General features: G+C 74.4%; 25 protein-coding genes. 7 read left to right on the forward strand and 18 right to left on the reverse strand.

All coding sequences use genetic code 11. The features are described from left to right. The coding region (locus tag ACIA5A_RS20845) for an FG-GAP-like repeat-containing protein (RefSeq protein ID WP_396764672.1) at positions 1-1,366 on the reverse strand (1,366 nt) is incomplete at its 3' end. Positions 1,367-1,920: 554 nt separating this feature from the next. Here ACIA5A_RS20845 and ACIA5A_RS20850 point away from each other — a divergent pair. Further along, on the forward strand, positions 1,921-2,892 hold the full coding sequence (locus ACIA5A_RS20850; RefSeq protein WP_396764675.1) for a LuxR C-terminal-related transcriptional regulator: 972 nt from the start codon (positions 1,921-1,923) through the stop codon (positions 2,890-2,892). Between the two features lie 40 nt (positions 2,893-2,932). Here ACIA5A_RS20850 and ACIA5A_RS20855 read toward each other — a convergent pair whose 3' ends face one another. Further along, on the reverse strand, positions 2,933-3,607 hold the full coding sequence (locus ACIA5A_RS20855) for a hypothetical protein (RefSeq protein WP_396764678.1): 675 nt from the start codon (positions 3,605-3,607) through the stop codon (positions 2,933-2,935). Positions 3,608-3,767: 160 nt separating this feature from the next. Between ACIA5A_RS20855 and ACIA5A_RS20860 the strand changes: the two genes are divergently transcribed. Next, positions 3,768-4,097 (forward strand): nuclear transport factor 2 family protein, encoded by a 330-nt coding sequence (locus tag ACIA5A_RS20860; RefSeq protein ID WP_396764681.1) that lies wholly within the window; start codon positions 3,768-3,770, stop codon positions 4,095-4,097. 16 nt (positions 4,098-4,113) lie between these two features. On the opposite strand, the gene ACIA5A_RS20865 is transcribed toward ACIA5A_RS20860, so the two are convergent. From ACIA5A_RS20865 to ACIA5A_RS20880, 4 genes are read right to left on the reverse strand one after another with little or no spacing between them, the layout of a single operon-like run. Further along, entirely contained in the window at positions 4,114-4,719 is a 606-nt protein-coding gene (locus ACIA5A_RS20865; RefSeq protein WP_396764683.1) for a response regulator transcription factor, read from the reverse strand. Further along, positions 4,716-5,858, reverse strand: a complete 1,143-nt coding sequence (locus ACIA5A_RS20870; protein WP_396764686.1) for a sensor histidine kinase — start codon at positions 5,856-5,858, stop codon at positions 4,716-4,718. Before ACIA5A_RS20870 ends, ACIA5A_RS20865 begins: the two co-directional genes overlap by 4 nt. 19 nt (positions 5,859-5,877) lie before the next feature. After that, complete coding sequence (locus tag ACIA5A_RS20875) at positions 5,878-6,606, reverse strand: ABC transporter permease (RefSeq protein ID WP_396764688.1); 729 nt, start codon at positions 6,604-6,606, stop codon at positions 5,878-5,880. 1 nt (position 6,607) lies between these two features. Next, positions 6,608-7,498, reverse strand: a complete 891-nt coding sequence (locus ACIA5A_RS20880; protein ID WP_396764691.1) for an ABC transporter ATP-binding protein — start codon at positions 7,496-7,498, stop codon at positions 6,608-6,610. Between the two features lie 112 nt (positions 7,499-7,610). On the opposite strand from ACIA5A_RS20880, the gene ACIA5A_RS20885 reads away from it, so the two are divergent. Continuing rightward, entirely contained in the window at positions 7,611-7,838 is a 228-nt protein-coding gene (locus ACIA5A_RS20885; RefSeq protein ID WP_396764694.1) for a hypothetical protein, read from the forward strand. A 65-nt stretch (positions 7,839-7,903) separates the two neighbouring features. Then, positions 7,904-8,995 (forward strand): winged helix DNA-binding domain-containing protein, encoded by a 1,092-nt coding sequence (locus tag ACIA5A_RS20890; RefSeq protein WP_396764696.1) that lies wholly within the window; start codon positions 7,904-7,906, stop codon positions 8,993-8,995. Positions 8,996-9,112: 117 nt separating this feature from the next. On the opposite strand, the gene ACIA5A_RS20895 is transcribed toward ACIA5A_RS20890, so the two are convergent. The 4 genes from ACIA5A_RS20895 to ACIA5A_RS20910 are packed head-to-tail and all read right to left on the reverse strand — an operon-like array spanning position 9,113 to position 11,568. Further along, positions 9,113-9,475 (reverse strand): hypothetical protein, encoded by a 363-nt coding sequence (locus tag ACIA5A_RS20895; protein WP_396764699.1) that lies wholly within the window; start codon positions 9,473-9,475, stop codon positions 9,113-9,115. Between the two features lie 22 nt (positions 9,476-9,497). After that, entirely contained in the window at positions 9,498-10,154 is a 657-nt protein-coding gene (locus ACIA5A_RS20900; protein WP_396764702.1) for a hypothetical protein, read from the reverse strand. 18 nt (positions 10,155-10,172) lie between these two features. Next, positions 10,173-10,604, reverse strand: coding sequence for a hypothetical protein (locus ACIA5A_RS20905; RefSeq protein ID WP_396764705.1), 432 nt, complete (start codon positions 10,602-10,604; stop codon positions 10,173-10,175). 10 nt (positions 10,605-10,614) lie between these two features. Then, the gene (locus ACIA5A_RS20910) at positions 10,615-11,568 is read right to left on the reverse strand and encodes a LysR family transcriptional regulator (protein ID WP_396764708.1); all 954 of its coding nucleotides are present in this window, start codon (positions 11,566-11,568) and stop codon (positions 10,615-10,617) included. A gap of 91 nt (positions 11,569-11,659) precedes the next feature. Here ACIA5A_RS20910 and ACIA5A_RS20915 point away from each other — a divergent pair, with 91 nt between their 5' ends. Together ACIA5A_RS20915 and ACIA5A_RS20920 are read left to right on the forward strand one after the other, a co-directional pair. Then, on the forward strand, positions 11,660-12,898 hold the full coding sequence (locus ACIA5A_RS20915; protein WP_396764710.1) for an MFS transporter: 1,239 nt from the start codon (positions 11,660-11,662) through the stop codon (positions 12,896-12,898). Between the two features lie 73 nt (positions 12,899-12,971). After that, on the forward strand, positions 12,972-13,952 hold the full coding sequence (locus ACIA5A_RS20920) for a HEAT repeat domain-containing protein (protein ID WP_396764713.1): 981 nt from the start codon (positions 12,972-12,974) through the stop codon (positions 13,950-13,952). 4 nt (positions 13,953-13,956) lie between these two features. Here ACIA5A_RS20920 and ACIA5A_RS20925 read toward each other — a convergent pair whose 3' ends face one another. The 5 genes from ACIA5A_RS20925 to ACIA5A_RS20945 all read right to left on the reverse strand — a co-directional run bounded on the left by ACIA5A_RS20925 (position 13,957) and on the right by ACIA5A_RS20945 (position 17,747). After that, complete coding sequence (locus ACIA5A_RS20925) at positions 13,957-14,562, reverse strand: GNAT family N-acetyltransferase (RefSeq protein ID WP_396764716.1); 606 nt, start codon at positions 14,560-14,562, stop codon at positions 13,957-13,959. A 62-nt stretch (positions 14,563-14,624) separates the two neighbouring features. Further along, a complete protein-coding gene (locus ACIA5A_RS20930) occupies positions 14,625-15,233 on the reverse strand; it encodes a class I SAM-dependent DNA methyltransferase (protein ID WP_396764719.1) in 609 nt (202 codons plus the stop codon). A 16-nt stretch (positions 15,234-15,249) separates the two neighbouring features. After that, positions 15,250-15,639 (reverse strand): OsmC family protein, encoded by a 390-nt coding sequence (locus tag ACIA5A_RS20935; RefSeq protein ID WP_396764722.1) that lies wholly within the window; start codon positions 15,637-15,639, stop codon positions 15,250-15,252. 82 nt (positions 15,640-15,721) lie between these two features. After that, positions 15,722-17,029 (reverse strand): low temperature requirement protein A, encoded by a 1,308-nt coding sequence (locus tag ACIA5A_RS20940; RefSeq protein WP_396764724.1) that lies wholly within the window; start codon positions 17,027-17,029, stop codon positions 15,722-15,724. Between the two features lie 73 nt (positions 17,030-17,102). Beyond that, positions 17,103-17,747, reverse strand: a complete 645-nt coding sequence (locus ACIA5A_RS20945) for an alpha/beta fold hydrolase (protein WP_396764727.1) — start codon at positions 17,745-17,747, stop codon at positions 17,103-17,105. Positions 17,748-17,837: 90 nt separating this feature from the next. Between ACIA5A_RS20945 and ACIA5A_RS20950 the strand changes: the two genes are divergently transcribed. Next, positions 17,838-18,443: a YdeI family protein gene (locus tag ACIA5A_RS20950; protein WP_396764730.1), complete on the forward strand. Its 606-nt coding sequence runs from the start codon at positions 17,838-17,840 to the stop codon at positions 18,441-18,443. Positions 18,444-18,484: 41 nt separating this feature from the next. Here the strand turns inward: ACIA5A_RS20950 and ACIA5A_RS20955 are convergent, their stop codons facing one another. The 3 genes from ACIA5A_RS20955 to ACIA5A_RS20965 form a co-directional block, all read right to left on the reverse strand. Beyond that, positions 18,485-19,417 (reverse strand): hypothetical protein, encoded by a 933-nt coding sequence (locus ACIA5A_RS20955; protein WP_396764733.1) that lies wholly within the window; start codon positions 19,415-19,417, stop codon positions 18,485-18,487. A gap of 164 nt (positions 19,418-19,581) precedes the next feature. Further along, on the reverse strand, positions 19,582-21,900 hold the full coding sequence (locus ACIA5A_RS20960; RefSeq protein WP_396764736.1) for an FtsX-like permease family protein: 2,319 nt from the start codon (positions 21,898-21,900) through the stop codon (positions 19,582-19,584). Beyond that, positions 21,897-22,571, reverse strand: a complete 675-nt coding sequence (locus tag ACIA5A_RS20965; RefSeq protein ID WP_396764739.1) for an ABC transporter ATP-binding protein — start codon at positions 22,569-22,571, stop codon at positions 21,897-21,899. Before ACIA5A_RS20965 ends, ACIA5A_RS20960 begins: the two co-directional genes overlap by 4 nt. Positions 22,572-22,601: the final 30 nt, after the last annotated feature.

Genomic DNA, 22,601 nt, shown 5'->3' on the forward strand with positions numbered 1-22,601 from the left:
TCGAGAACAACCACATCGTCCCGTCGGACTTCACACCCAGCAGATCGGTGAACCCGTCACCGTTCACGTCACCCGAGACGATCCGCGCGTAGTTGCTCCAGCCACTGCCGACCTGACGCACGTCGCCGAACGGCACCCCGCCGTCACGGACGAAGTTGTTCGAGAACAACCACATCGTCCCGTCGGACTTCACACCCAGCAGATCGGTGAACCCGTCACCGTTCACGTCACCCGAGACGATCCGCGCGTAGTTGCTCCAGCCGCTGCCGACCTGACGCACGTCGCCGTAGGCGTAACCGCCGTCCCGGTTGAAGTTGTTCGAGAACAGCCACATCGTGCCGTCGGACTTCACACCCAGCAGATCGACGAAGCCGTCACCCGTCACATCGGCGTTGACCAGACGCTCGTACGCCGACCAGTTGCTGCCGACGTTCCGGACGTCGTTGAACGGGTTCCCCCCGTCCCGGTTGAAGTTGTTCGGGAACATCCACATCGAGCCGTCGCTCTTGGTCGCCACGAGGTCGGCGAAGCCGTCACCGCTGACGTCGGCGATCCATCGCTCCGCCGCCGCCGGCGTCGTCCCACCCGTGACGCCCACCGCCGTGGTGAAACCGACGATGTCCGGGTTGGTGGCGTAGTTGTAGTAGGTGTGGGCCGCCGTCCGGTTGCTGGTGTTCCCCTCGATCGTGTTGACGCTGCTGCCGGAGACGCTGCGCACGATGCCGACGTGGTCGATGACCCCGTCCTGCTGCCAGTCGAAGACCACCGCGTCGCCGGCCCTGGGCACGTAACTGCCCCGGGCGTGCCAGGTGCCGTTGTTCTGCCCGTAGGTCTTGAACGACCGCGCGTATCCGTCGATCTGCGAGAGGCCGGTGGTGACGCCACCCTCCCGCCACACGTATTTCGCGAAGGCCGCGCACCACGCGTACGCGCCCCCGCCGCCACCCCACCCGGACTTGCCGCCGCACGCGGGCCAGCCGAACATCACGCCCCCGTAATAACTGCAGTTGTCGGGGATCTCGTAGTTCCGGCTGGAGTCGTTCAGTTCTCTCTTGGCGATGGTCACGATGCCGTCGGCGGTCGGCGCCGCCAACGCCTGCGACGGGGCGACGGCGGTTCCCAGGATTGCGGCGGCAAGCGCCAGGAAACCTGCCGCCCCACGGATCCTGTACGACTTCTTCATGATTTTCCTCCCGTTGTTTCCGGACGTGACGTGGACATGGATGTGGACGGACCGGTTGGATCCGTGGAGACGCTCAGCGGATTCGCCAGAGCGCGAGTTGAGGTTCGTGGCGGATCGCTCTGCCCACGACGCGATGAAGGCAGCGGGCAGCTTCCTCGCGGTCGCCGAGTTCGACGAAGGCAAGGACGTCGAGGCCCTCCGGCCCCGCCCGGACACGGACGTGTCCGACCGCGTCCGCCGACGTCGCATGGGCCCGTAGCAGCGCTTCCAGGACGCGCGGCGTGACCGTTTCCGCCTGTGGACCGAGCGGCACCAGTCGGAGATAGGCCGGGACCATCACACCGACGCTTCCGGGGCGACCGGACGCGCTCCGCCCCAACCGAATCCCTCGGCCGAAACCCGAATTCCGTCCGAGGCGCCGGCATTCGAGAAACCCGTTCCCGAAAGCCCGAGAACAGCGAGGAGAACGGTGGCGAGCAGGGCGCGGGTCACGTTCGAATTCGATTTCAGGCAGGCAGGCATCAGCGATCGTCCGATCAAGGGAGAGGGAGAGTGATTCCGGCCGAGGATTTGTTTTCCTCCGCTGCAAACAATCCTCGCCCGACGGATCGACGGTGTCACCGGTAAGTGGCTGGCGTGAGGACGCCAGGCGTGATGCCGCCAGGCGCCGTCACGGGGCACCGCGAGCCCGCGCGCTACGGCAAGATGCGAGCATCGATCACGCACCGGGAGGGCCGATGTTCGACCTGTTGGGGTTGTCCACCGAGCACGAGGCGGTCTATCGGGCGATGCTGCAACGTCCCGACCTCACGGTCGCCGGCTTGGCCGCCCTGCTGGCCGTCCCGCCCGAGCAGGTGCATGACGCGCTGGACGTGCTGTCCGACCTCGCGCTGGTCCGGGTCGCCGCCGACGGCGACCGGCTCCGCGCGGTGCGCCCGCAACCTGGGTTGATGGCGTTGCTGGCGAAGGTGGAGGCGGAGGTCGCGGTCCGGCAGCAGCAGGTCGAGGCGACCAGGGCCGCGATCGCCGCGATCGCCGTGGCCCACGACGACTACGGCAGGGCACCGGAGGGGCGCAGTCTCGACGGAGTCGACGCCGTCCGTGAACGGCTCGCCGAACTGGCCCACACGGCGAGCAGCGAGTGCCTGTCCTTCACCCCCGGGCGCGCGCAGAGCCCGGACACCGTTCAGGCCGAAGTGCCACTCAACGAGGCCGCCCTTCGCCGCGGGGTGCGCATCCGCAACGTCTACCAGGACAGCTTCCGCAACGATCCGGCGACTCTTGCGCACGCCCGGTGGATGGCGACGCTCGGCAGCCAGTCCCGGACCACCGCCACCCTGCCCATGCGGATGGTGATCGTCGACCGCCGCACCGCTCTGGTGCCCATCGACCCCGAAGACCCGCGACGCGGGGCACTGGAACTCAGCGGCATCGGCGTCATCGCGGCGCTCGTCGCGCTGTTCGAGCAGGTCTGGCGCAGCGGGGTGCCGTTCGGCACGGCGCCGTCGCGTGACGAGCAGGGCCTCACGCCACAAGAACGTGATCTTCTGGGGCTACTCGCGGACGGCCACACCGACGAGTCGGCAGCCCGTAAGCTCTCCGTCTCCGTCCGCAGCGTGCAACGAACGATGTCCTCGCTGTCCGAGCGGCTCGGGGCCGCCAGCCGGTTCCAGGCCGGCCTGCAGGCGGGCCGTCAAGGCTGGGTCTGAGGGCCCGTGCGCCACCGCGGCCGGGGCGTGCCGCCCCGCGTCAGTCGACCGGATAGCCGATCGCCACGACGTCGTCCCGGACGTCGGCGAGGGCGACGCGCGGGTTCAGCGCCCGCGTCACCGCGTCGGTCAGCGGCCGGTGGGCGACCACGTGCGTGACAGCGGCCCGGTCCACGGCGAACCCGTAGTAGTCGCCGGCGAATCCCACGTACCGGTCCACGATGTCGTCGAGGAGGATCGTCAGCATGCCGGACCCGTCCGGCCCCACGTCGTCGTACGGACCGGCGAGCGGCGGGAAGGCGATGTCCGCGCCGGCGTGCCAGCGGTCGTCGTCGCCCCGCCGCCACAGCACGGCGGTCGCGACGACGTTCCCCTCCCCGTCGTCGAACGCCTGCTCGGTCACCATCGGGCGCAGCGCCTCCGGCATGCCGTCGAGCAGTCCCGGCCACAACTCGCGGTCCGGGTCGGCGTACGGCGACATGGACGACTCGTGGTCGAAGACCCGGACGAACGCGCCGTCGGCGGTGAACACGACGGCCCACTCGTCGCCGCTGCCGTTGCTCATCGACGCCGCCTCGTGCGGGCCCCACGCCGGATCGTAGGTGTAGTACGGATAGCTGCCGTCTAGGACGCGTTCCAGCACGGCCAGCGCACGACACCGCCGTCTGAGCACGTCGACGTCGGGCAGCGCGGCGGCGATGTCGTACACGGTCACCGCGCGACCCTATCCGCTCCGGCACCGAGCGCGGCGCGGGACGACCCTCGTCGACCGTGGCCCGTTCTGCCGTGCGCGAAGCGACCGATCACGACCCGTCCGGACCGGCCAGAATCGAGGGATGACGGACCCTGGACCCGAGGCGTCACGATCGCGGCTCGTGAGCCTCTACGCGGCGTTCAACGCGCGCGACGTGCCGACCCTGCTGGCGTCGATGACGCCGGACGTCTCCTGGCCCAACGGTTGGGAGGGTGGCGTCCTGCGCGGCCGGGACGAGGTGGGCGACTACTGGCGCCGGCAGTGGGCCGCGATCGATCCGACCGTCACGCCTACCGCGTTCGCGGTGGAACCCGACGGCCGCATCGCCGTGTCGGTGCGTCAGGTGGTGCGGGACAGGGCCGGCGCCGAGCTGGCGAACCACACCGTCACCCACGTCTACCGCCTCGTCGGCGGGCTGGTGGCCGAGATGGAGATCCGCGAGCGGTCCTGAGCGCGCGGCAGGCCGGTCAGAGCCACCCGTTGGCCCGGGCGGCGCGGGCCGCCTCGATCCGGTTGCGGGTGCCGGTCTTGCCGATCGCCGCCGACAGGTAGTTGCGGACCGTGCTCTCCGACAGGTGCAGCGCGGCCGCCACGTCGGCGACCGTCGCGCCGTCCATGGCGGCGGCGAGCACCTCGCGTTCCCGGTCGGTCAGCGGGTCCGGCCCGGCCGAGAGCGCGGCCACCGCCAGCGCCGGATCGATCACCCGTTCGCCGGCCAGGACCCGCCGCACCGCCGCCGCCAACTCCTCCACCGGCCCGTCCTTGACCAGGAAACCCCGGGCGCCGGCCGCCATCGCCCGGTGCAGGTAGCCGGGCCGGCCGAACGTGGTGAGGATGAGCACCCGGCAGGTCGGCACGTCGGTCCGCAGCGTGGCGGCGGCGTCCAACCCCGTGCCGCCGGGCATCTCGATGTCGAGCAGCGCCACGTCCGGGCGCAGCCGCCGGGCCGCCTCGACCGCGTCCGCGCCGGTGCCCGCCTCGGCCACCACCTCGATGTCGGGTTCCAGGTTCAGCAGCAGGGCCAACGCGCCGCGCATCATGCCCTGGTCCTCGGCCAGCAGCAGCCGGATCATCGGGACACCACCGGGGTCGGCCGGTGCCGCACCCGGGCGGTGAGCCGCAGGCCGCCGTCGGGATCCGGGGCGACGTCCAGCGTGCCCCGCTCCCGGCCCAGGCGCTCGGCGAGACCGCGCAGCCCGTTGCCGTGGCCGGGTCGACCGCCGACGCCGTCGTCGCGCACGGTCAGCACCGCGCCGTCGGCGTCGACGCGCACGTCGATCTCGCACCGGGTCGCCCGGCTGTGCCGCAGCACGTTCGTCACCGCCTCCCGCAGCACCCAGCCGAACGTGTCGTCGACCGTCGCGTCGAGCGGGTCGCCGTCACGCCGTACCGTCACCGCGATCCCGGCGTCGGCAAGCGCGGCGCGGGCGTTGGCCAGTTCCCGGCCGAAGCTGTGGTCCCGGTAGCCGGTGACCGCCTCGCGCACCTCGGCCAGCGCGGTCCGGCCGATCCGCTCGATGTCCGCCGCCTCCGCCGCCGCCCGGTCCGGGTCCGCCGGCACGAGCCGGCGCACCACCTCCGCCTTCACCACCACCAGCGACAGCGTGTGCCCGAGCAGGTCGTGCAGGTCGCGGGCGAACCGCAGCCGTTCCTGCCGCACCGCCGCGCGGGCCAACTCCCGCTGGGTCCGGCGCAGCTCGCCGACGAGCTGCGCCATCCGGGCGAACGCCAGCGTCATGGCCCCGGCCAGCATGGTGATCAGCGCCGTCTGCGCGGTCTCCGCGGCGGGCGCGCCCCGGGTCGCGCCGATCACCGCGACGGCGGCGACCGCGCCGCCGACCCATCCGAAGCCCCACGCCGGCCGGTCCACCGTCACCGCGCCCGCCGCCGCCACGTACACCAGCAGGATCAGCCAACCGCCGGGGCCACCGGCGTACGCGGCGGCGAGCGCCACACCCAGCAACGCGAAGACCGCCAGCGCGAGGCGTCGCGGCAGCGGCGGGACCGGCAGCGACAGCACCGGTACCGCCACCATCGTCAGGTAGAGCACCGCGAACCCGGTCAGCCCCACGGCCGCCGTCGCGGCGGGGCGCACCTCGCCGCCGGCGATCGCGGCGGCCGGTGGGACGAGCAGCCAGAACCACAGGGTGTGCGCCGCGACCAGCGCGATCCCCCGCCGCCGGGCGGCGGCGTCGACGTCGGGGCGGGCCATGTCAGTCACGGTACGGCGGTCAGCGGCGGGCGGTCGAGCGACGGTACGCGCCTGCCGCCGACACCGCGAACACCCCGGTCCAGACGAGCAGCAGTGCCAACCCGGCCGGCGCCGGCGCCCGCCCGTCGACCGCGCGCCACCCCAGTTCGGCGAACCGGTAGGTGGGCAGCGCGTGGGCGAGGTGGCGCAGCGCGTCCGGGAAGTACGTCACCGGCACCAGCAGGCCGCCGAGCACGGACAGGGCGAGGAAGACGAGGAACACCGCCGGCTGGGCGAGGTGCGGCGCCAGCGCGTACCCGATGGCGAGCCCGAGCAGCGCGAACGGCGCGGTGCCGAGCCACAGCGCGACCACCAGCGCGGCCCACCGCCCGGCGGAGAGCTCGACGTGGTGCTGGAGCACGCCGGTGACGCCGACCGCGACGACCGCCGGTACGCCGCTGAGCATGCCGGTCAGGGCCTTCGCGACCACCACCTGCCGGGGCGGCAACGGGGTGACCCGGAGCTGGCGCAACCAGCCGGACGCGCGTTCCTGCGCGACCGCACCGGTCACCGTGAGCGCGCCGGCCACCGCGCCGTAGCCGGCCAGGCCGACCATGAGCGCGGTGGCGGCGTCGAGGTCCTCCAGCTTCTCGCCGCCGGCAAGCGGCGAGAAGATCAGGTAGGTCACCACCGGCCCCAGGACGGTGAACAGGGTCAGCCGCGGGTCCCGGACCAGCCGCCGCAGCTCGAAGCGCAGGTAGGCACGCATGTCAGTGCTCCGTCGTCGAGGTGAGCACGTGGAAGGCGGCCTCCAGGCCCGGACCGGCGACCTCCAGGCCCCGGAAGCCCCGGCCGGCGGCCAGCGCGAGCACCGTCGCGTCGGCGTTCTCGGTGGTGAGCACCACCCGGTCGCCCCGTACCCGCACCGACCGCACGGCGGGCAGCAGCGCCAGGTCGTCGACCGGCCCGCCGGCCAGGTCGAAGGCGACCGTCCGGGCCCCGGCCAGCGCGCGGACCTGCTCCGGTGTCCCGTCGGCCACCACCCGCCCGGCGGCGAGCACCACGACCCGGTCGGCGTACTCGTCGGCCTCGGACAACTGGTGGGTGCTGAACAGCACGGTGCGGCCGTCGTCGGCGTAGCGCCGGATGGCGGTCCAGAACGTCCGGCGGGCCTCGACGTCCAGCGCGGCCGTGGGCTCGTCGAGGACCAGCAGGTCCGGCTGGCCGGCCAGCGCGAACGCGAACCGGGCGCGTTGCGTCTCCCCGCCGGAGAGCCGGTCGACCCGGCGGGTGGCCACCTCGGTCAGCCCGGCCAGACGCAGGATCCGGTCGGTCTCCCACGGGTGGGGGTAGAGCGTCCGGGCCAGCTCGACCAGGTCGGTGACCGTGGCGCCGGGGACGAACCCGGCGCCCTGGAGCATCGCGCCGACCCGGCCGGCCCGGACCGCCCCGGCGGGCGCCTCGCCGAACAGCGACACCGTCCCGGCGTCGGCCGGCGCGAGCCCCAGCAGGATCTCCAGTGTGGTGGTCTTGCCGGCGCCGTTCGGGCCGAGCAGGGCCACCGTGCTGCCCCGCGCCACCGTCAGGTCGAGTCCGTCGACCGCCCGGACCCGGCCGTAGTGCCGGGTCAGCCCGGCCAGTCGTACCGCGTCGTCGTCCATGTCCGAGACGGTAGGCGGACGGCGACGACGCGGGCAGGGCCGGCGATACCCGGTCCGCCGGTACAAATGTCACCCGGTTTGCCGGCGTGACGCCACGGGTAGACGGGCGTCCATGATGGATTCACGGGGCAAGGCGGTCGGGCGGTATCTCCTGCGACTCGTCGGCGGGGTTTCGGTGATCATCGGGCTGCTCATGGCGTTCAGCAGCCTCGCCGACGGCAATCTGGTCGGGATCGTGCTCAGCGCCGTCCTCATCGGCGGCGGGGTGTTCGCGCTCAAGCGTTCGGGCGGTCCGCGCCGGGCGGAGGCCTCGACCTCCGTGCCGGCCGCGGGACGGTAGGCACGCCGGCCCGACACCGGCCGCGTCTCGCGGCCGGTGTCGGTGCCCGCGCCTAGGCTGTGGCGATGGTCGACCGACGGCAGGTGATGAGCTTCCGCGTCCGGGCCCAGCAGCTCGACCGCGCCGCGGGCTCGCTCGCCGACACCACAGTGCTCGACCTCGGCGCGCAGGACACCGGCCCCGACGGCGGCCGGTGGGCGCTGGCCCTGCGCGGGGTCGACGCGTCGGCGTCCGTCGGCAACGACCTGGTCCTGCTCTGGACCGTGCGCGGCGCTCCGCACCTCTACCGTCGCGCCGACGCCGGGCGGGTAGCGGCCGCGGTCGAGCCGTTCTCCGACGCCGACGCGGCCAAGCGCATCTACGACGCGGCCAAACCGTTGAAGGCGGCCGGCATCGGCATCGTCGCCGCGCTCGACGAGGTGGCGGCGCGGATGCGCACGATCGTCACCGGGCCGACGGTCAAGGGCGACGTCTCGGGCCGCCTCGCCGACCTGCTGCCCGAGCCTTACCTGCGCTTCTGCCGGCCGTGCGGCGTCATCCACCTCTACGAGATGCCGTTCCGGCTGGCCGCCGTGCGGGCCGGCCTGGAGCTGACGCCCGGCACCTCACCGCCGGTGCTGCGCCGCATCCCGTCCTTCCGCCCGGCGGCGGCCCCCGGAGACCGGCTCGACCTCGTCCGCGCCTACCTGCGGCTGCTCGGCCCGGCCACACCGAAGCACGTGGCCGACTACCTCGACGCCCCGGTCAAGGACGTCAAGGCCCGCTGGCCGCAGGACGCGGTGGAGGTGACGGTCGACGGCGAGACCCGCTGGCTGCTGGCCGCCGACGAGGCGGCGCTGTCGTCGGCCGAGAGCACCGCGACCCGCCTGCTCGGCCCGTTCGACCTCTTCCTCCAGGCGAAGGACCGGGCGACCCTGGCGCCCGACCCGGCCCGCGCCAAGGAGCTGTGGCCGGTGCTGGGCCGTCCGGGCGCGGTGCTGGCCGACGGCGACCTGGTCGGCACCTGGCGCCCCCGCAAGTCCGGCGCGAAGCTCACCGTCGCCGTGCAGCCCTGGCGGAAGCTCACCGCCGCCCGCCGCCGCGTCGTGGCCGAGCAGGCCGAGCGCCTCGCCGCGCACCGCTCGGCCACCCTCGCCGGCGTCGAGTTCGCTGACTGAGGGAAGCCGCGGCAGTGGGCGACGAACCGCCGGCACACCTGGATGTTCTTCCAGCTCACAGACGTCTCCGGCGACGGCCTACGGACCGTGCGCGAGCAGTGGTTCCCGCGCGGGTGATCACTCTTGGAGCCAGGACAGCGAGGGTGTCGCCTCCTCCCGGATCCGTCCGGCGCGCACCTCCCACCCGGTGGCGCCACCGCGTTCGTCGGACACGAGGAACAGGCCGACCGGTCGGTCGCCGTCCTCGTCCACCGGCCGCATCGCCGCCAACTCGTCGAGCTGCGCGCGCAGCCAGGGCAGTCGCGCCTCGCGGATGTCCCCGCCGTAGAAGAGATAGAGCGTCCAATTGAACGGCGCCGTCGGGAAGGCCCAGCCACCGGAGTAGAGATCGTCGTGATGCCGCCGGATGATCTCCTCCGCCGCACTCCGCTGCTTGAAGTCGATCTCCAACCAACCGCGAACCGACGCGTACATGCCCATGCGTCCACCGTAGGCACAAGCATCAGCCGAGGCACTCGACGGTCGCGGGCACCAGGCCGTGGCCGCGCACGACGCCGGTGAGCCGGCGCAGCAGCGACCGCAGCACGTCCCGGTCGAGCGGCTCGGCGGTCACGTCCAGGCACCACGCCACCCCGCCGGCGTGCCGCAGCTCCCAACGGAACGTCGTCCCGTCGACGCGCAGCCGGCCGACGCCCTGGTCCGTGCGCCCGTCGAGACGCAGGGCCGACCGCACCGCGGCCAGCCGCTCGGCGTCGAGCCCGCCGGCGAACAGCACCCGGTGCACGGGTGGACCGACGTCGAGCCGCAGCGGCGCCGCGCCCGCCAGCGACACGTCGTCGCGGAAGCGGTCCCGCAGCGCGTCGTCGTCCGGCAGCGCCCCGCCGCCCAGCCGACGGTACGCCTCCGCCGCGCCGGCGCGGCTGACCGCGCGTACCCGGGCCCGCACGTCCGGGTCCGCGCGGACCGCGCGGGCGAAGGCCGCGGAACTCCACCAGCCGCCGTCGGCCGGCGTCCACCCGGCGGTACGCAGGCGCGTCGCCGACAGGTCGTCGGCCAGCTCGAACTCCTCGACCAGCAGCCCGCGCGGGCGGTCCGGGTCGAGCAGGTAGTAGTCGAGCGTGGACGTGACGGCGACCCGTGCCGCCGAAGCCTCGGTCACCCGGGCACGGTATCGCGCTCAGCGGTGGGCGAAGACGAACCCGCCCTCGACACCCGGGGCGGGATGGTGGGCCATCTCGGCCTCCACCGTGAACCCGGCCGCCGCCAGCCAGGCCGCGACCCGCTCCGGGGGGCGACGGTGCACGTGCACGCGCATCGGATGGCCGCCGTACCCCTCGGTCTTGAGCCGGCTGCCGGTCCCGGCGTGGAACCCGAGCAGGCCGAACGCGTCCAGGCCGAGGCCGCGCAGGTGCGCGGTGATCCGCCCCGGCCCGCAGCCGACGTCGGCGACCGGTCCGCTCCCCCGGGCCCGCGCCAGCTCGGCGAAGAGCGCGAGGATCCCCCGCTGGAACGGCTCCCCGGCGAGCGCGTCGCGCAGCAGGTCGGCGTAGCTGACCGCCACCCTGTCGTAGGAGGCCCGGGTGTCGTCGAGCCAGTCGGATTCGTCCACCGCCGGCACCCTAGCCGTCAGTCCCCCGCGCCGCCGGACCGAGCCGCGGCCAGGCCGGGCGCCAGACCGGCTCCGGAAGCGGCGGCAGGGCCGCGAAGTGGTCGACGATCGGGCGGAGCGCCGGGTGCGGGTCCGCCGGCAGCAGCAGCGAGATCGGGTACGCGAGCGTCGGCTCCGCGATCGGGATGCGCCGCAGGTCGTGCCCGGCCGGCCAGAGGTAGCGGTCAAGGGCGCCGACGAGGGTGGCCAGGTCGGCCGAGTCGGCCAGCGCGTCGAGCAGCACCTCGGTGCCGAAGTTCGGGCCGGTGGCGTCGACGCGGAGGTCGAACGCGGTGGTGAGGTCGTCGTAGAACTCCGACCACTCGCTGCCGGCCACGATGCCCGGCACCCAGATCCGGTGCCCGCGCAGCTCGGCCGGGGTCAGCGTGGTGGCGGCGGCGAGCGGGTGCCGGGGGCCGACGAGCAGTTCCAGCGCGGAGTCGAACGCGTGCACCATCCGCACGTCGGGCGGCAGGCTGGCCGGGTCGGTGACGGTGCGGAAGGCGGCGTCCAGGTCGCCGGCCGCGACGGCGGCGGCGACCCGGCGCGGGTCGTCCACCCGCATCGTCACCACGTCGAGGTCGACGCCGGGACGCGACCGCCAGTAGTCGTGCAGCAGGACGGCCTGGGCGCTGCGCAGGCCGAGCACGTCGACGCGCGGCGCCCGCGAGCCGGGCCGGACCGCCGCCGCGGCGCGGTCGGCGTGCGCGACGACGCCGCGGGCGTGCGGGAGGAACGCCTGGCCGTCGAGCGTCAGGTCGACCCCCCGGGCGGTACGGGTGAACAGGCGGACGGCCAACTCACGCTCCAGGGCGGCGATCCGCTTCGAGACGGCCTGCTGGGTGACGCCCAGCTCGTCGGCGGCGTGTCGGAGCTGACCCAGCTCGGCCGCCCGGACGAACGATCGCACTGCCTCGGTGTCCACCGGCCCACCCTAGGGCCGCCCAACCGACGGTTGTGGCTCGCCGACCGGCGGTTGTTTGCTCCCGCACACCGGCGGCCGGTCTGATGCCGGGGTGCGGGAAAAACTGGCTGCCGACTTCGGGCGGCTGTGGTCGGCCTACGCGGTCAGCACCTACGGCACGTGGCTCGCCTTCGGCGCGTTCCCGCTGCTCGCGGTGCGGGTGCTGGACTCGTCGACGGTCGCGGTGTCGCTGCTGGAGGCGGCCGGACCGGCGGTGGCGGCGCTTGTCGCGGTTCCGCTCGGGCCGTGGGTCGAGCACAGGCCGAAGCGCCCGGTGATGATCGCGACGGATCTGGTCCGGTTCGTCGCCTTGGCGAGCGTGCCCCTCGCGTACGGCCTGGGTGTGCTCTCCTACGGCCAGCTCCTGCTGGTCGCGGTGATCTCCGGGAGCGCCGGCATCGCGTTCGGCGCGGCGTCCGGCGCGTACCTGAGGCATCTGGTCCCCGGCGACCGCCTGCTGGTGGCGAACGGGCGGTTCGAGGGCACCGCCTGGGTGGCGACGGCGGCCGGACCGCCGCTCGGCGGCGCGCTGGTCGGGCTGCTCGGTCCGGTCGTCACCGTCACCGCCGACGCGGTGAGCTACCTGCTCTCCGCGCTGGCGGTACGCCGCATCCGGGCCGGCGACGTGGCGACGCCCCGGGCCGGTCGGGTACGCGGCGCCGACCTGCTCGCCGGCTGGCGGTTCATCCGCCACGACCCGGTGCTGCGGCGCCTGTTCCTCAACTCGGTGCTGGTCGGCGCGCTGATCACGGCCACCGTGCCGCTGCTGGCGGTGCTGCTGCTGGGCGAGTACGGCTTCCCGGCCTGGCAGTACGGCCTGGCGTTCGGCCTGCCGGCGCTGGGTGGGTTCGTCGGGGCCCGCCTCTCCCCGCGCCTGGTAGGGCGGTTCGGCGGGCATCGGGTCCTGACCGCGTCCGGCTGGCTGCGGTCGGTGTTCCCGCTCGGGCTGGCGTTCCTGCGGCCCGGCGTCGGCGGACTGGTCACCGTGATCGTGGTGGAGGCCCTGCTGATCGTGTGCATGGGCGTGTTCAACCCGCTCCTGGCCACCGAACGGCTGCGCCGCACCCCTCCGGACCGGACCGCCCGGGTGCTCGCCGCGTGGAGCGTCAGCAGCCGGCTCACCCAGGCCACGCTGACCGTGGCGTGGGGCGTGCTGGCCGCCGTGGTCGGCCCGCTGGCCGCGATCACCGTCTCCGGCGTGCTGCTGCTCGGCACCCCGCTCCTGCTGCCCGGGACGGACGCCTCGCGCCGGACCGCCCGTCCCGTGCCGGTCGGCTCCCCCGGGCCATGACGGCCGGCGGTACGCTGACCCGGCCGCGCGGCGGCCCACGTCCGCGCGTCCCGCCTCTCCGACGGAGGACCCGGTGACGCTGGCCGACCTGCTCGACATCGCCGACGGCACCGTGGACGACGATCCGTGGCCGCTGGTGCGGGAGCTGGCCGCCGGCGGTGACCCCGACCTGGCCTCGTCGGCGCGGGCCGCGTTCGAGCGGTACGTGCGCGAACGCAACTGGTACGGCCGGGACCTGCTCGCCCACGTCCTGGCCGGGCTGACCGGCGCGGACGCCTTCCCGCTGTTGCTGCGCGCGTTCGCCCGCCGCGACGAGGACGACGAGGACGGCGAGCAGCTCGGCATGGCGGTGGGCAGGGCCGCCCGCGCCGATCGCGCCGCCGCCCGAGCGGTCGTCCTGCCGCTGCTGCACGACCCCGACCCGTCGACGCGCCGGGCCGCGCTGTGGGCGCTCGACGACGTCTACGAGCCGTCCGACCTGGCGACACTGCGCGAGGCGCTCACCGATCCCGACCCGGAGATCCGGCGGACCGCGCTGAGCTCGCTGCCGGCCGTGGACACCGACCCGCAGGCGTACGCGCTGGTCCTCGCGGCGCTGCGCGACCCGGACGAGTGGGTCCGGCACCACGCCGTGCTGCGGCTCGCCTGGTCCGCGCCGCCGGCGGTGGTGGACCACCTGGTGCCGCTGGTCGCCGATCCGGCCCGGTGCGTGCGGTCGGCGCTGGGCCAGGCGATAGGCCGCCGGGCCGCCGACAGCGACCGGGTCCCGGCGGCGGACGCCGCGCTGCGCGTGCTGCTCGCCGACCCCGAGTCCGCGGTACGGGCCGGCGCGGTCCGCGGCCTCGGCCTGCTCGGCGTGCCGCTCGACCCGCTGCGGTCCCGGCTCGACGACCCGGACTGGTGGGTGCGGGCGGCCGTCGCCGGCGTCCTCGCCACCGGGCTGCGACGCTGGCCGGCGGGACGTCCGTTGCTGCGCGTGCTGAGCGAGGACACCGACGCGACCGTGCGGGCGACCGCGGCGGCGGCGTTGGGCGACACCGACGACACGCGGTGACTCCTCAGCGGGCCTGCCACATCTCCCGGGTCAGCTCGTACTCGACCTCGCCGTGCTCCGCGCCCGGCAGCGGCTCGTCCCACTCGGGGAAGTAGGTGCGGACGTAGCGCATGCCGACCGCCTCCATCACGCCCCGCGAGCCGGCGTTGACGGCCATCGTCTGCGCGATCACGCGGCGCTGCCCGACGGTGTCGAAGGCATGCCGCAACAGGCAGCGGGACGCCTCGCTGGCGAGGCCCTTGCGCCAGTGCCGACGGACGAGGCGGTAGCCCAGTTCCGCGACGGTGGGATCGTCGGGCTGGTCGGGCCCGTGCGCCGGCGGGAGCATCATCAGCCCGACGAACTCGCCCTCGTCCTCGCTCGCGGGCGCGACCGACTCGCGCCCGCAGTCGCCGGACCCGAACGCCATCCAGAAGCCCAGACCGTCGACCTTGGCCGCCTGGGCGATCCGCCGGGCGTGGTAGTCCGCCACCACGTCCCTGGGGTGCGGCCGGCTGAACAGGTAGCGGAGCACCTCGGCGTCGGAGTCGAGCCGCACCTCCAGTTCGAGGTGCCGGTCCGCCAGCGGAATCATCAGCAGGCGATCGGTGCGCAAGATCGGTTGGGGCATCCGGCCACGATGACACGGCCCCGCCCGCGTGGCGATCGTTTTCCGCCCCCGGCCGGCCCGCCTCAGCCGGCCGTCCTGACCGCCGCGACGGCGGCATGCGGCCGGCGGGTGTCGTCGCCGGGCCAATCCAGGCGCTCGACCTCGGCGAACCCGGCCCGCGCCAGCCGGGCGGAGAACTCGTCGACCGGCCAGCGGTAGGCGGTGGTGACCTTGTGGTCGAACGCGGCGACCTCGTCGCCGACGAAGATGCCGCAGACCACCGTCGCGCCCGGCGCGGTCACCCGGCGGAACTCGGCGAGCACCCCGTCCAGGTCGGGCGGCGGCAGGTGGATGACCGAACCCCAGGCCAGGATGCCGGCGGCGCTACGACCGGCGACCGGAAGCCGCTCCATCGCCCCGAACACGTACCGGCCGTCCGGGTGGGTGGACCGGGCGTGGGCGACGAACTCGGGCACGATGTCGAAACCCGTGGCGTCGCCGCCGAGGCGGCGGAGGAAGTCGGTGAGGTGCCCCGGCCCGCAGCCCAGGTCGAGCACCGGACCGGGCCGGCCGGTCAGGTGCCGCCGGATGAACGCGAGGTCGTCGGCGTGGACCTGCTCGCTCGTCCCGAACAGGTCGATGTAGAGATCGGCCACGGACGCGTACGCCCGCCGGACCTGGTCCGTCGTCACCCGACGACCCTACGGGTCAGCGCCGGCGCACGGAGGCCCCGGCGCGGAGGGCGCGCGGGATCTCCGCCACCTCGTCGACCCGCTCCAGCAGCCGGTCCCGCTCGTCGGCGGACGCGGGTGAGCGAAGTTCGACCTGGTAGGTGATGCCGGTGGAGGCCCAGCTCTGCGTGTCGAAGCCGCCCGAGGCGGTCACCCGCACCCCGTCGACGCGGATGCCGAGCGCGCCGGCCTCCCGGTAGACGTCGTTGAGCACGCAACCCGCCGCCGCGACGTGCAGCAGGTGGGCGCCGGTGAAGTCGGCGTCGACCGTCACGCCCTCCGGCGTCCAGCGGTGCGGGAACCGGACCACGTCGGCAGCGCTCGACCGGAGCGAGCCGGCGCCGACCACCACGGCGAACTGGTCCACGGCCTGCCCCGTCCCCTCGTGCCACATCGGACCGGGTCATTGTGCCCCGGCGCACCCGATCCGGCCAGACGCCGTTCCCACCTCACCGCCCCCGGTCGAGGGCCCGCATGGTGTGCGAGAAGCCGACCGTCTCGTGCCCGACCACCTCGACGAGGGCCGACAGCGCGACCAGGACGACCACGCTGACGAGCAGCGTCAGGCTTCGCCCGTCGGCCGGGTCGACCGGCTCGCCGGAGCCGAGCAGCCAGGCCAGGACAACGGCCGCCACCAGCGGAAGCAGCGAGACCACCAGCAGTGGCACGTGCGTCAGGTCGTAGGAGCGCATGAGCACGCTCCAGGTCACGAAGATCATGATGATGAGCGTCGCCACCGGGACGGCGAGCGCGAGCGCCACCCGGAGCACGGGAAGCTCGTGCTCCTCGACGGCGGCGGTGGCGACCCGCAGCCCGGCGCCGACGGCGGCGATGGCGCCGAAGATCGGCAGGTGCGCGTAGCGCCACCCGAACGTGCGGGCCGGCCACCGTTCGAGGATCGGTCGCGACGGCACCAGGAAGTAGGCCCACCAGAGCGCCGCGGCGAGCACCAGCCCGGAGGCGATGATCACGACGGCGGCCGGCGTCCATCCCCGGCTGCTGGTCAGGGCCGCCACGGCGGCGGTGGTGGCCGCGACGACCTCGCCGAGCGTGATGAGGGTCAGCAGGCTGAACCGTTCGGCGATGTGCCCGGCGTTCCACGGCGGGCTGCCCAGCCTCCGCTCCATCACGACCGGCGCGACCAGCTCGCCGAGCGCCAGCACGACCAGCAGCGCGATGATCACGGGAACGGGCAGCGGGAGCACCGCGGACAGCAGCCACCCGGTCTGCGCGACCGCGATCGCCACCGCGTAGGCGACGGCGATCCGCCGGTGCGCCTCGTCCTGCCGGGCCGCGCGCAACCACAGGGCGATGAGGGGTACGCGCATGACGACGTAGCCGACGACCAGGAGCAGGTTGTTCGGGCTGCCGCCCTCGGCCGTCGTGTCGAAGCTGACCGGGAGCCCGAAGGACAGCACGATCACGCCGATCATCTGGATCAGCGTCGCGGCGCGGAACAACGCGTCGTCGTTGTCGTACGAGGACGCGAACCAGGTGAAGTTCATCCACGCCCAGGTGATCGCGAAGATCGCGAACGCGTACGCGCCGATCGCCGGCCCGACATGGCCCTCGGTGATCTGGTGCGCGAGCTGCTCGGCCGCGACCGCGAAGGCCAACACGTAGGTCAGGTCGTAGAGCAGCTCCAACGGCGTGGTGGAGCGGTCCTTCTCGCCCGGGTCCCGGCCGGTCATCGGGCGCAACCGGTGGCGCAGCTCGTGCCTCAGTCGGGAGGACAGCTCGGACGCGTCCTCACTCATGTGACCCTCCCCGTGACACTGCGCGACCGCCAGATTCTATGGCCGCCGCAGCCGCGCCGGCGGGCATCCGCCGTCAGGGCAGCAGATAGGCACCGAGCCGACCGGCGAGCTGCTTCGGGTGGCTGAGCGCCACCGAGTGGCCGCCGTCCACCTCGTCCGGCGTGACGCCGAGCCGTTCCCGGGCCACCCGGCGCAGGAAGTCCGCCGGGAAGAACCGGTCCTCCCGGGCGACGAGCACCCTGGTCGGCACGTCGGGCCAGGCGTCCAGCGGCCAGGGCTCGTCGCCCTCGGCGCTGACCTGCTCCCGGGTGTGGGCGGCGGCCTCGGCCACGACGTCGGCCGGCACGCCGTTGTAGAACTGCTGCTCCTCGCTCAGCCCGTCGACACCCCGGTAGCCGGTCTCGGTCCACCAGTCGCCGGGCTTCTCCCCCGGCCTCGGGATCATCGGGGCGAGCAGGACGAGCAGCCGGACCGGCAGCCTCGCGGCGATCAGCGGCGCGGTGAACGCGCCGTAGGAGTGGCCGACCACGACGAGGTCCCGCCGGTCGCCGACCGCGTCGACGACGGCGCGGCAGAACGCGTCGAAGCCCGCCGAGCGGTCCTCGATCGGCAGCTCCGGCACCACCACGTCGTGACCGAGGTCGACCAGCTCCGGCACCAGGAGGTGCCAGTCCCAGGCACTGCCGCCGCCACCGTGGATCAGCACGAACGTCGCCATGCCCACCAGCCTCACATCCGGGTACGACAACTCGTCGACGGCGCTTCGGCGGTGATCTCTTGCGTCATACCGACCGGTTAGCCTTCCGTCATGCCGAGCGCCGAGCTGGACGAGCTGGTCGTCAAGGACGCCGAGGAGTTGCGCGCGTGGTTGTCGGCCCACCATGCCACGTCACCCGGCGTGTGGCTGGCGCTGACCCGCAAGGGCGGCACGGTCACCACGGTGACCTGGCAGCAGGCGGTCGACGAGGCGCTCTGCTTCGGCTGGATCGACGGGCAGGCCCGCAAGCGGGACGAGCACAGCTCCTGGATCCGGTTCACCCCACGCCGGGCGCGCAGCTCCTGGTCGCAGCGCAACGTCGCGCACGTGGCCCGGCTGGAGGCGGAGGGTCGGATGCGGCCCGCCGGCCGCGCCGCGGTGGAGGCCGCGAAGGCGGACGGGCGCTGGGAGGCCGCCTACGCGCCGCCGTCCGAGGCGGAGGCGCCGGCCGACCTGCTCGCCGCGATCGCGGCCGAGCCCGCCGCCCAGGCCATGTTCGACGTGCTCACCAAGACCAACCGGTTCGCGCTCATCTACCGCCTCAACGCGGTGAAGCGGGCGGAGACCCGGGCGCGCAAGATCGACGAGTTCGTGGCCATGCTGGCCCGCCACGAGACGTTCCATCCGCAGCGGGCGAAACCGCCGGCCGCACCGTGACGGGGAGGGCCGTGCCGTGCTCGGATCGGTGGACCACGCCGTCACGGAGCGCGATCGGGCATCGCGGTGGCGGCGTGTCGTCGGTTCACGGTCAGCAGGGCCACGGTCCAGGCGACCGGCAGGATGCCGGCGAACTCGCTGTCCAGGAGCCAGAAGACCTGCACCACCAACAGCTCCATCATCAGGGCGACCTCGAACAGGTCGGTGGCTGACCGGCCACGGGTCGAGCGCCACAGCCCGAGGACCGCGAGCACGAACGCGGTGCAGGCGAACGTCGCATAGATGACGTTGGGCAGGGTCGCGTTCCGGGACAGCAGCACGAGCGGTCGGCCCAGCGAGAACAGGGCGAACGACGCGATCGCCGGCGCGGTCCAGCGACGCAGCGACGGCCGCCGACAGAGGTCACCGAGCGCCGCCCGCCACCGCTCACGGATGCGCGTCGGCCATTCACCGCCCGTCGGCGAGCCGGGGTGGCCGTCGGCCGTCCGCTGCGCCGCGTTGACGAGTCGCTCGCGTTCGCTCAGGGGCCGGCGGTGGACGCCGAGCCGTACCACGGCGTAGGTCGCGACGAAGACGGCGTAGATGATGGCGGCGACGGGTTCGTAGAAGTAGTTGTTGTCGGCGGTGAGGAACTTGCCGACCTCGTCGATGAACAGGCCGAAGCCGGCTCCGGCCACGACGGCGGCGGCGTTTCGCACCGCGATGCCGATGAACAGCATGGACATCAGGTGGGCGGCGAGCATCCCGAGGCCGCCCCACAGCACGTGCGCGACGTGCAGCCCGCCGCCGCCGACCTGCGGATAGCCGGTCAGGTGCAGGAACGCCCGGGTCACCAGGATGGTGAGCACCGCGGCGACGAGAAACAGCGTGAAGCGGTCGGCGCCGCCCTCGTCCCGGACCAGTCGATGCGCCCAGGGCCGACGCACCCGGGTCGGCAGCGGGTCGTCGGCGGCGGGGGACGCGGGCAGGGTCACGCCCTCATCCTGGCCGGCGGCCAGGCCCCGGTCATCCGGATGAACTCCCCGGTCGTCCCCCATGCCACCCACTAGGGGCGGCCGGCCGGAGTGGATCGCCTCGTCCACGACGCCCCGCGGCCGGTCGGGCGGCGGATGGTGGGCCGCCCGACCAGCCGCGGCCGCTACTCGGCGCGCAGCGCCACCGCGGTCCTCGTGCGGGCCGCCCACCCGGCCGGCAGGAGCGCCCCGAGCAGGGCGATCAGCGGACCGCCCAGCGCCAGCGCGGTCAGCGTGCCGGGCCCGTACACGTCGAGCAGCGCCCGCGGCAGGTGCAGGCCGCCGCTGGCCGCCATCGCGGGGACGACGTACCGCTGCAGCGCCATGCCGGCCGGCACGCCGAGAAGGCCACCGAGCAGGCCGACCCCGGCGACGGACGCGACCACCATGGCGATCGTCTGCCCCGGGGTCATGCCGAGGGCCTTGTGCACGCCGAGGTCGTGCACCCGGTCGCGCAGGTCGAGCACCAGCATGTTGAGCACGCCGAGCGCGGCGACCGCGATGAGCAGGAGCGTCAGTGTGGCGGTGAGTCCCTGCACGACCAGCAGGAGCGGGTCGGTCCCGACGCCGGCCGGGCTGGCGGTGAGGCCGTCGCCGGCCAGCGCGTCGGTCAGGGTCGCCGCGTAGTCCCCCGCGTCGGTGCCTCCGGTGAGCGCGATGCGGTACTCGCCCGGCGGCCCCAGGTCCGGAACCGTCCCGGCGGTGGTGAACACGGCGCTGCCGGACTCGAAGACCTCCCCGACGACGCGCAGGCGCACCGGCGCGCCGTCGTCGACCCGCACGGTGAGGAGGCCGCCCGGCCGGGTACCGGTGGCGTTCAGCAGGGGCGTACTCACGACCGCCTCCCCGGGGGCGGCGAACCAGCGCCCGGACACCATCTCGAAGCCGTCCCACTCGGCGTCGCCGACGATCCCGCTGACCCGCACCGGGTCGCTCACACCCGCCACCGTCCCCGGCGCCTGCGTCACGCCGTACCCCGCTCGGGTGCCCTGCTGCGACCGGATGGTGGCCAGCACCGCCACGGGGTCGGCGGTGGAGGCGGCGGGCGGGCCGTCGGGGCGTGGGCCGCCGCCGAGCGTGGCGCCCACCGTGACGTCCGCGGCGTTCTGGTCGAGCGCGGTCTGGATCCGCAGCAGCGAGGCGCCGAGCCCGGTCGCGAACGTGACCGCCGCGGCGCCGGCGGCGACCGCCAGCAGGATCGCGGTCGTGCGGACCGGCGCGGCGAACGGGCGGGCCAGGCCGAGCCCGACCGGGCGGGGCACGGGCAGTTTCGCCGCGAGCCGGCCCGCGCGCCGGCCGCGCGGACGCCGCGACACCCGGCCGTGGGCGATCGCGTCCACGGTGGGCAGCCGCCCGGCGCGCAACCCCGCCGACCAGGCGCTCGCCGCCACCACCGCCAGGACCCCACCGGTGGCGAGGACCGTCACCCACCAGGCGATCACCGCGTTCGCGGAGCCGTAGAGCTGTTCCGTCTCGGCCAGCACCGGCAGCGCGACCACGTTGCCGACGACGGCGCCGGCCAGGGCGCCGACGGTGGCCGGAAGCAGGGCCTGCGCGACGTAGGCGCGCACGACCCCGGCCGGGGTGCAGCCGAGCGCCTTGAGGATGCCGATCCGGCGGGTGGCGGCGCCGACCGTCCCGGCGACCACGGTGCCCACGACGAGCACCGCCATCACGATGCCCAGCAGGGCGAACGCGACGAGGAACGGCACGAAGACGGCCGCGTCCTCGACCGCGCGCTGCCGGACGTCGAGCCAGGAGCGGGTGCCGGCGACGGCGCCGGCCGGCAGTCTCGCGGTCACCGCGTCCCGACCGGCCGCCACGTCGGTCGGGGCGTCCGCGGCGGCGAGGCGGTAGAGCATCTGGTACGCGGGCGGGGCGCCCGGTCTGGCGAGCGCGGCGACGGCGGACGGCAGCACCCAGGCGCCGGCGGTGGCGCTTACCGACCGGGCCTCGCCGACGACGGTGAGCACCGTGCCGCTGGCCGTCGTCACCCGGCTGCCGGGCGGCATGCGTACCGCTCCGCCGCCCAGCACGATCTCGTCCGGGCCGCTCGGCCACCGGCCGGCGGTCACCTCGACCCGGTCCACGGCGCCGCCGGGGTCGGGGCGGCCGGCGACGGTCAGCGGCGGCATCGGCATCCCTTCCGGCCCGCTGACCGTGAGGACCAGCAGCGGGTACGGGCCGGCGGCGGCCGCCACGCCGGGAGCCGCCGCCGACGCGGTGAGCTGTGCCGGGGTGGCGGCGCCCGGCTGCGTCTGCACGGTCAGGTGCGCGCCGCGCTGGGTGACGAACGCGTCGTCGAACGGCGCCCGGGACGCGACGAGCAGCCCGGCGCCGAGCACGGACGCGGTCGTGGCGGCGGCGGCCACCATCCCGACGACGAGGGTCTGCACCCGACGGCGGCGTACGCCGGCGCGGATCACCCGCCCGAGGCCGCTCACCTGTCCTCCTCGACGCGGCCGTCGCGCAGGCGGACCACGCGGGTCGCGCACGACTCGGCCAGCCGCAGGTCGTGGGTGACCAGGACGACGGTCTGCCCGTCGCCGTGCAGGTCGGCGAGCAGGCGTCGGACGTCCTCGCCGGCGGCGGTGTCCAGCGCCCCGGTCGGCTCGTCCGCGAGCAGCAGCGCCGGCCGGTTGACCAGGGCGCGGGCGACGGCGACGCGTTGCCGTTCACCACCGGATAGCCGCCCCGGCGCGGCGGTCGCGTGTCGGGTGAGGCCGAGGAGGTCCAGCAGCCGGTCGGCCTGTTCCCGGGCCGCGCGCCCCGGGGCACCGGCCAGTTGGGCGGGCAGCAGCACGTTGTCCCGCACGGTCAGGTCGTCGAGCAGGTTGAAGAACTGGAAGACCAGTCCCACGTGGGCGCGGCGGTAGCGGGCCGAGGCCGCCTCGCCGAGCCGGTCCACCCGGGTGCCGGCGACGGTCACCGTGCCCTCGCTGGGCCGGTCCAGGCCGGCGATCAGGTTGAGCAGTGTGGACTTACCGCTTCCCGACGGGCCGAGCACGGCGACGGACTCGCCCGGTCGCACGGTCAGCGACACGTCGCGCAGGGCGGGCGGGCCCTCGTCGTACCGGCGGGTCACCCCGCGTAGCTCGATCACCGGGTCGGTCATGGCGTCGTCCCCCTCGTGTCTGCGCCGGTC

This window comes from Micromonospora sp. NPDC051300 (assembly GCF_044455315.1).
In the GTDB taxonomy this organism is placed as follows: domain Bacteria; phylum Actinomycetota; class Actinomycetes; order Mycobacteriales; family Micromonosporaceae; genus Micromonospora; species Micromonospora robiginosa.

Excerpts from the sequence above, each read along its gene's own strand:
- ACIA5A_RS20850 (WP_396764675.1), top strand. The coding sequence starts at position 1,921 with ATGTTCGACCTGTTGGGGTTGTCCACCGAGCACGAGGCGGTCTATCGG.
- ACIA5A_RS20865 (WP_396764683.1), bottom strand. The coding sequence starts at position 4,719 with ATGATCCGGCTGCTGCTGGCCGAGGACCAGGGCATGATGCGCGGCGCG.
- ACIA5A_RS20870 (WP_396764686.1), bottom strand. The coding sequence starts at position 5,858 with ATGGCCCGCCCCGACGTCGACGCCGCCGCCCGGCGGCGGGGGATCGCG.
- ACIA5A_RS20875 (WP_396764688.1), bottom strand. The coding sequence starts at position 6,606 with ATGCGTGCCTACCTGCGCTTCGAGCTGCGGCGGCTGGTCCGGGACCCG.
- ACIA5A_RS20880 (WP_396764691.1), bottom strand. The coding sequence starts at position 7,498 with ATGGACGACGACGCGGTACGACTGGCCGGGCTGACCCGGCACTACGGC.
- ACIA5A_RS20885 (WP_396764694.1), top strand. The coding sequence starts at position 7,611 with ATGATGGATTCACGGGGCAAGGCGGTCGGGCGGTATCTCCTGCGACTC.
- ACIA5A_RS20890 (WP_396764696.1), top strand. The coding sequence starts at position 7,904 with ATGGTCGACCGACGGCAGGTGATGAGCTTCCGCGTCCGGGCCCAGCAG.
- ACIA5A_RS20895 (WP_396764699.1), bottom strand. The coding sequence starts at position 9,475 with ATGGGCATGTACGCGTCGGTTCGCGGTTGGTTGGAGATCGACTTCAAG.
- ACIA5A_RS20925 (WP_396764716.1), bottom strand. The coding sequence starts at position 14,562 with ATGCCCCAACCGATCTTGCGCACCGATCGCCTGCTGATGATTCCGCTG.
- ACIA5A_RS20940 (WP_396764724.1), bottom strand. The coding sequence starts at position 17,029 with ATGAGTGAGGACGCGTCCGAGCTGTCCTCCCGACTGAGGCACGAGCTG.
- ACIA5A_RS20945 (WP_396764727.1), bottom strand. The coding sequence starts at position 17,747 with ATGGCGACGTTCGTGCTGATCCACGGTGGCGGCGGCAGTGCCTGGGAC.
- ACIA5A_RS20950 (WP_396764730.1), top strand. The coding sequence starts at position 17,838 with ATGCCGAGCGCCGAGCTGGACGAGCTGGTCGTCAAGGACGCCGAGGAG.
- ACIA5A_RS20965 (WP_396764739.1), bottom strand. The coding sequence starts at position 22,571 with ATGACCGACCCGGTGATCGAGCTACGCGGGGTGACCCGCCGGTACGAC.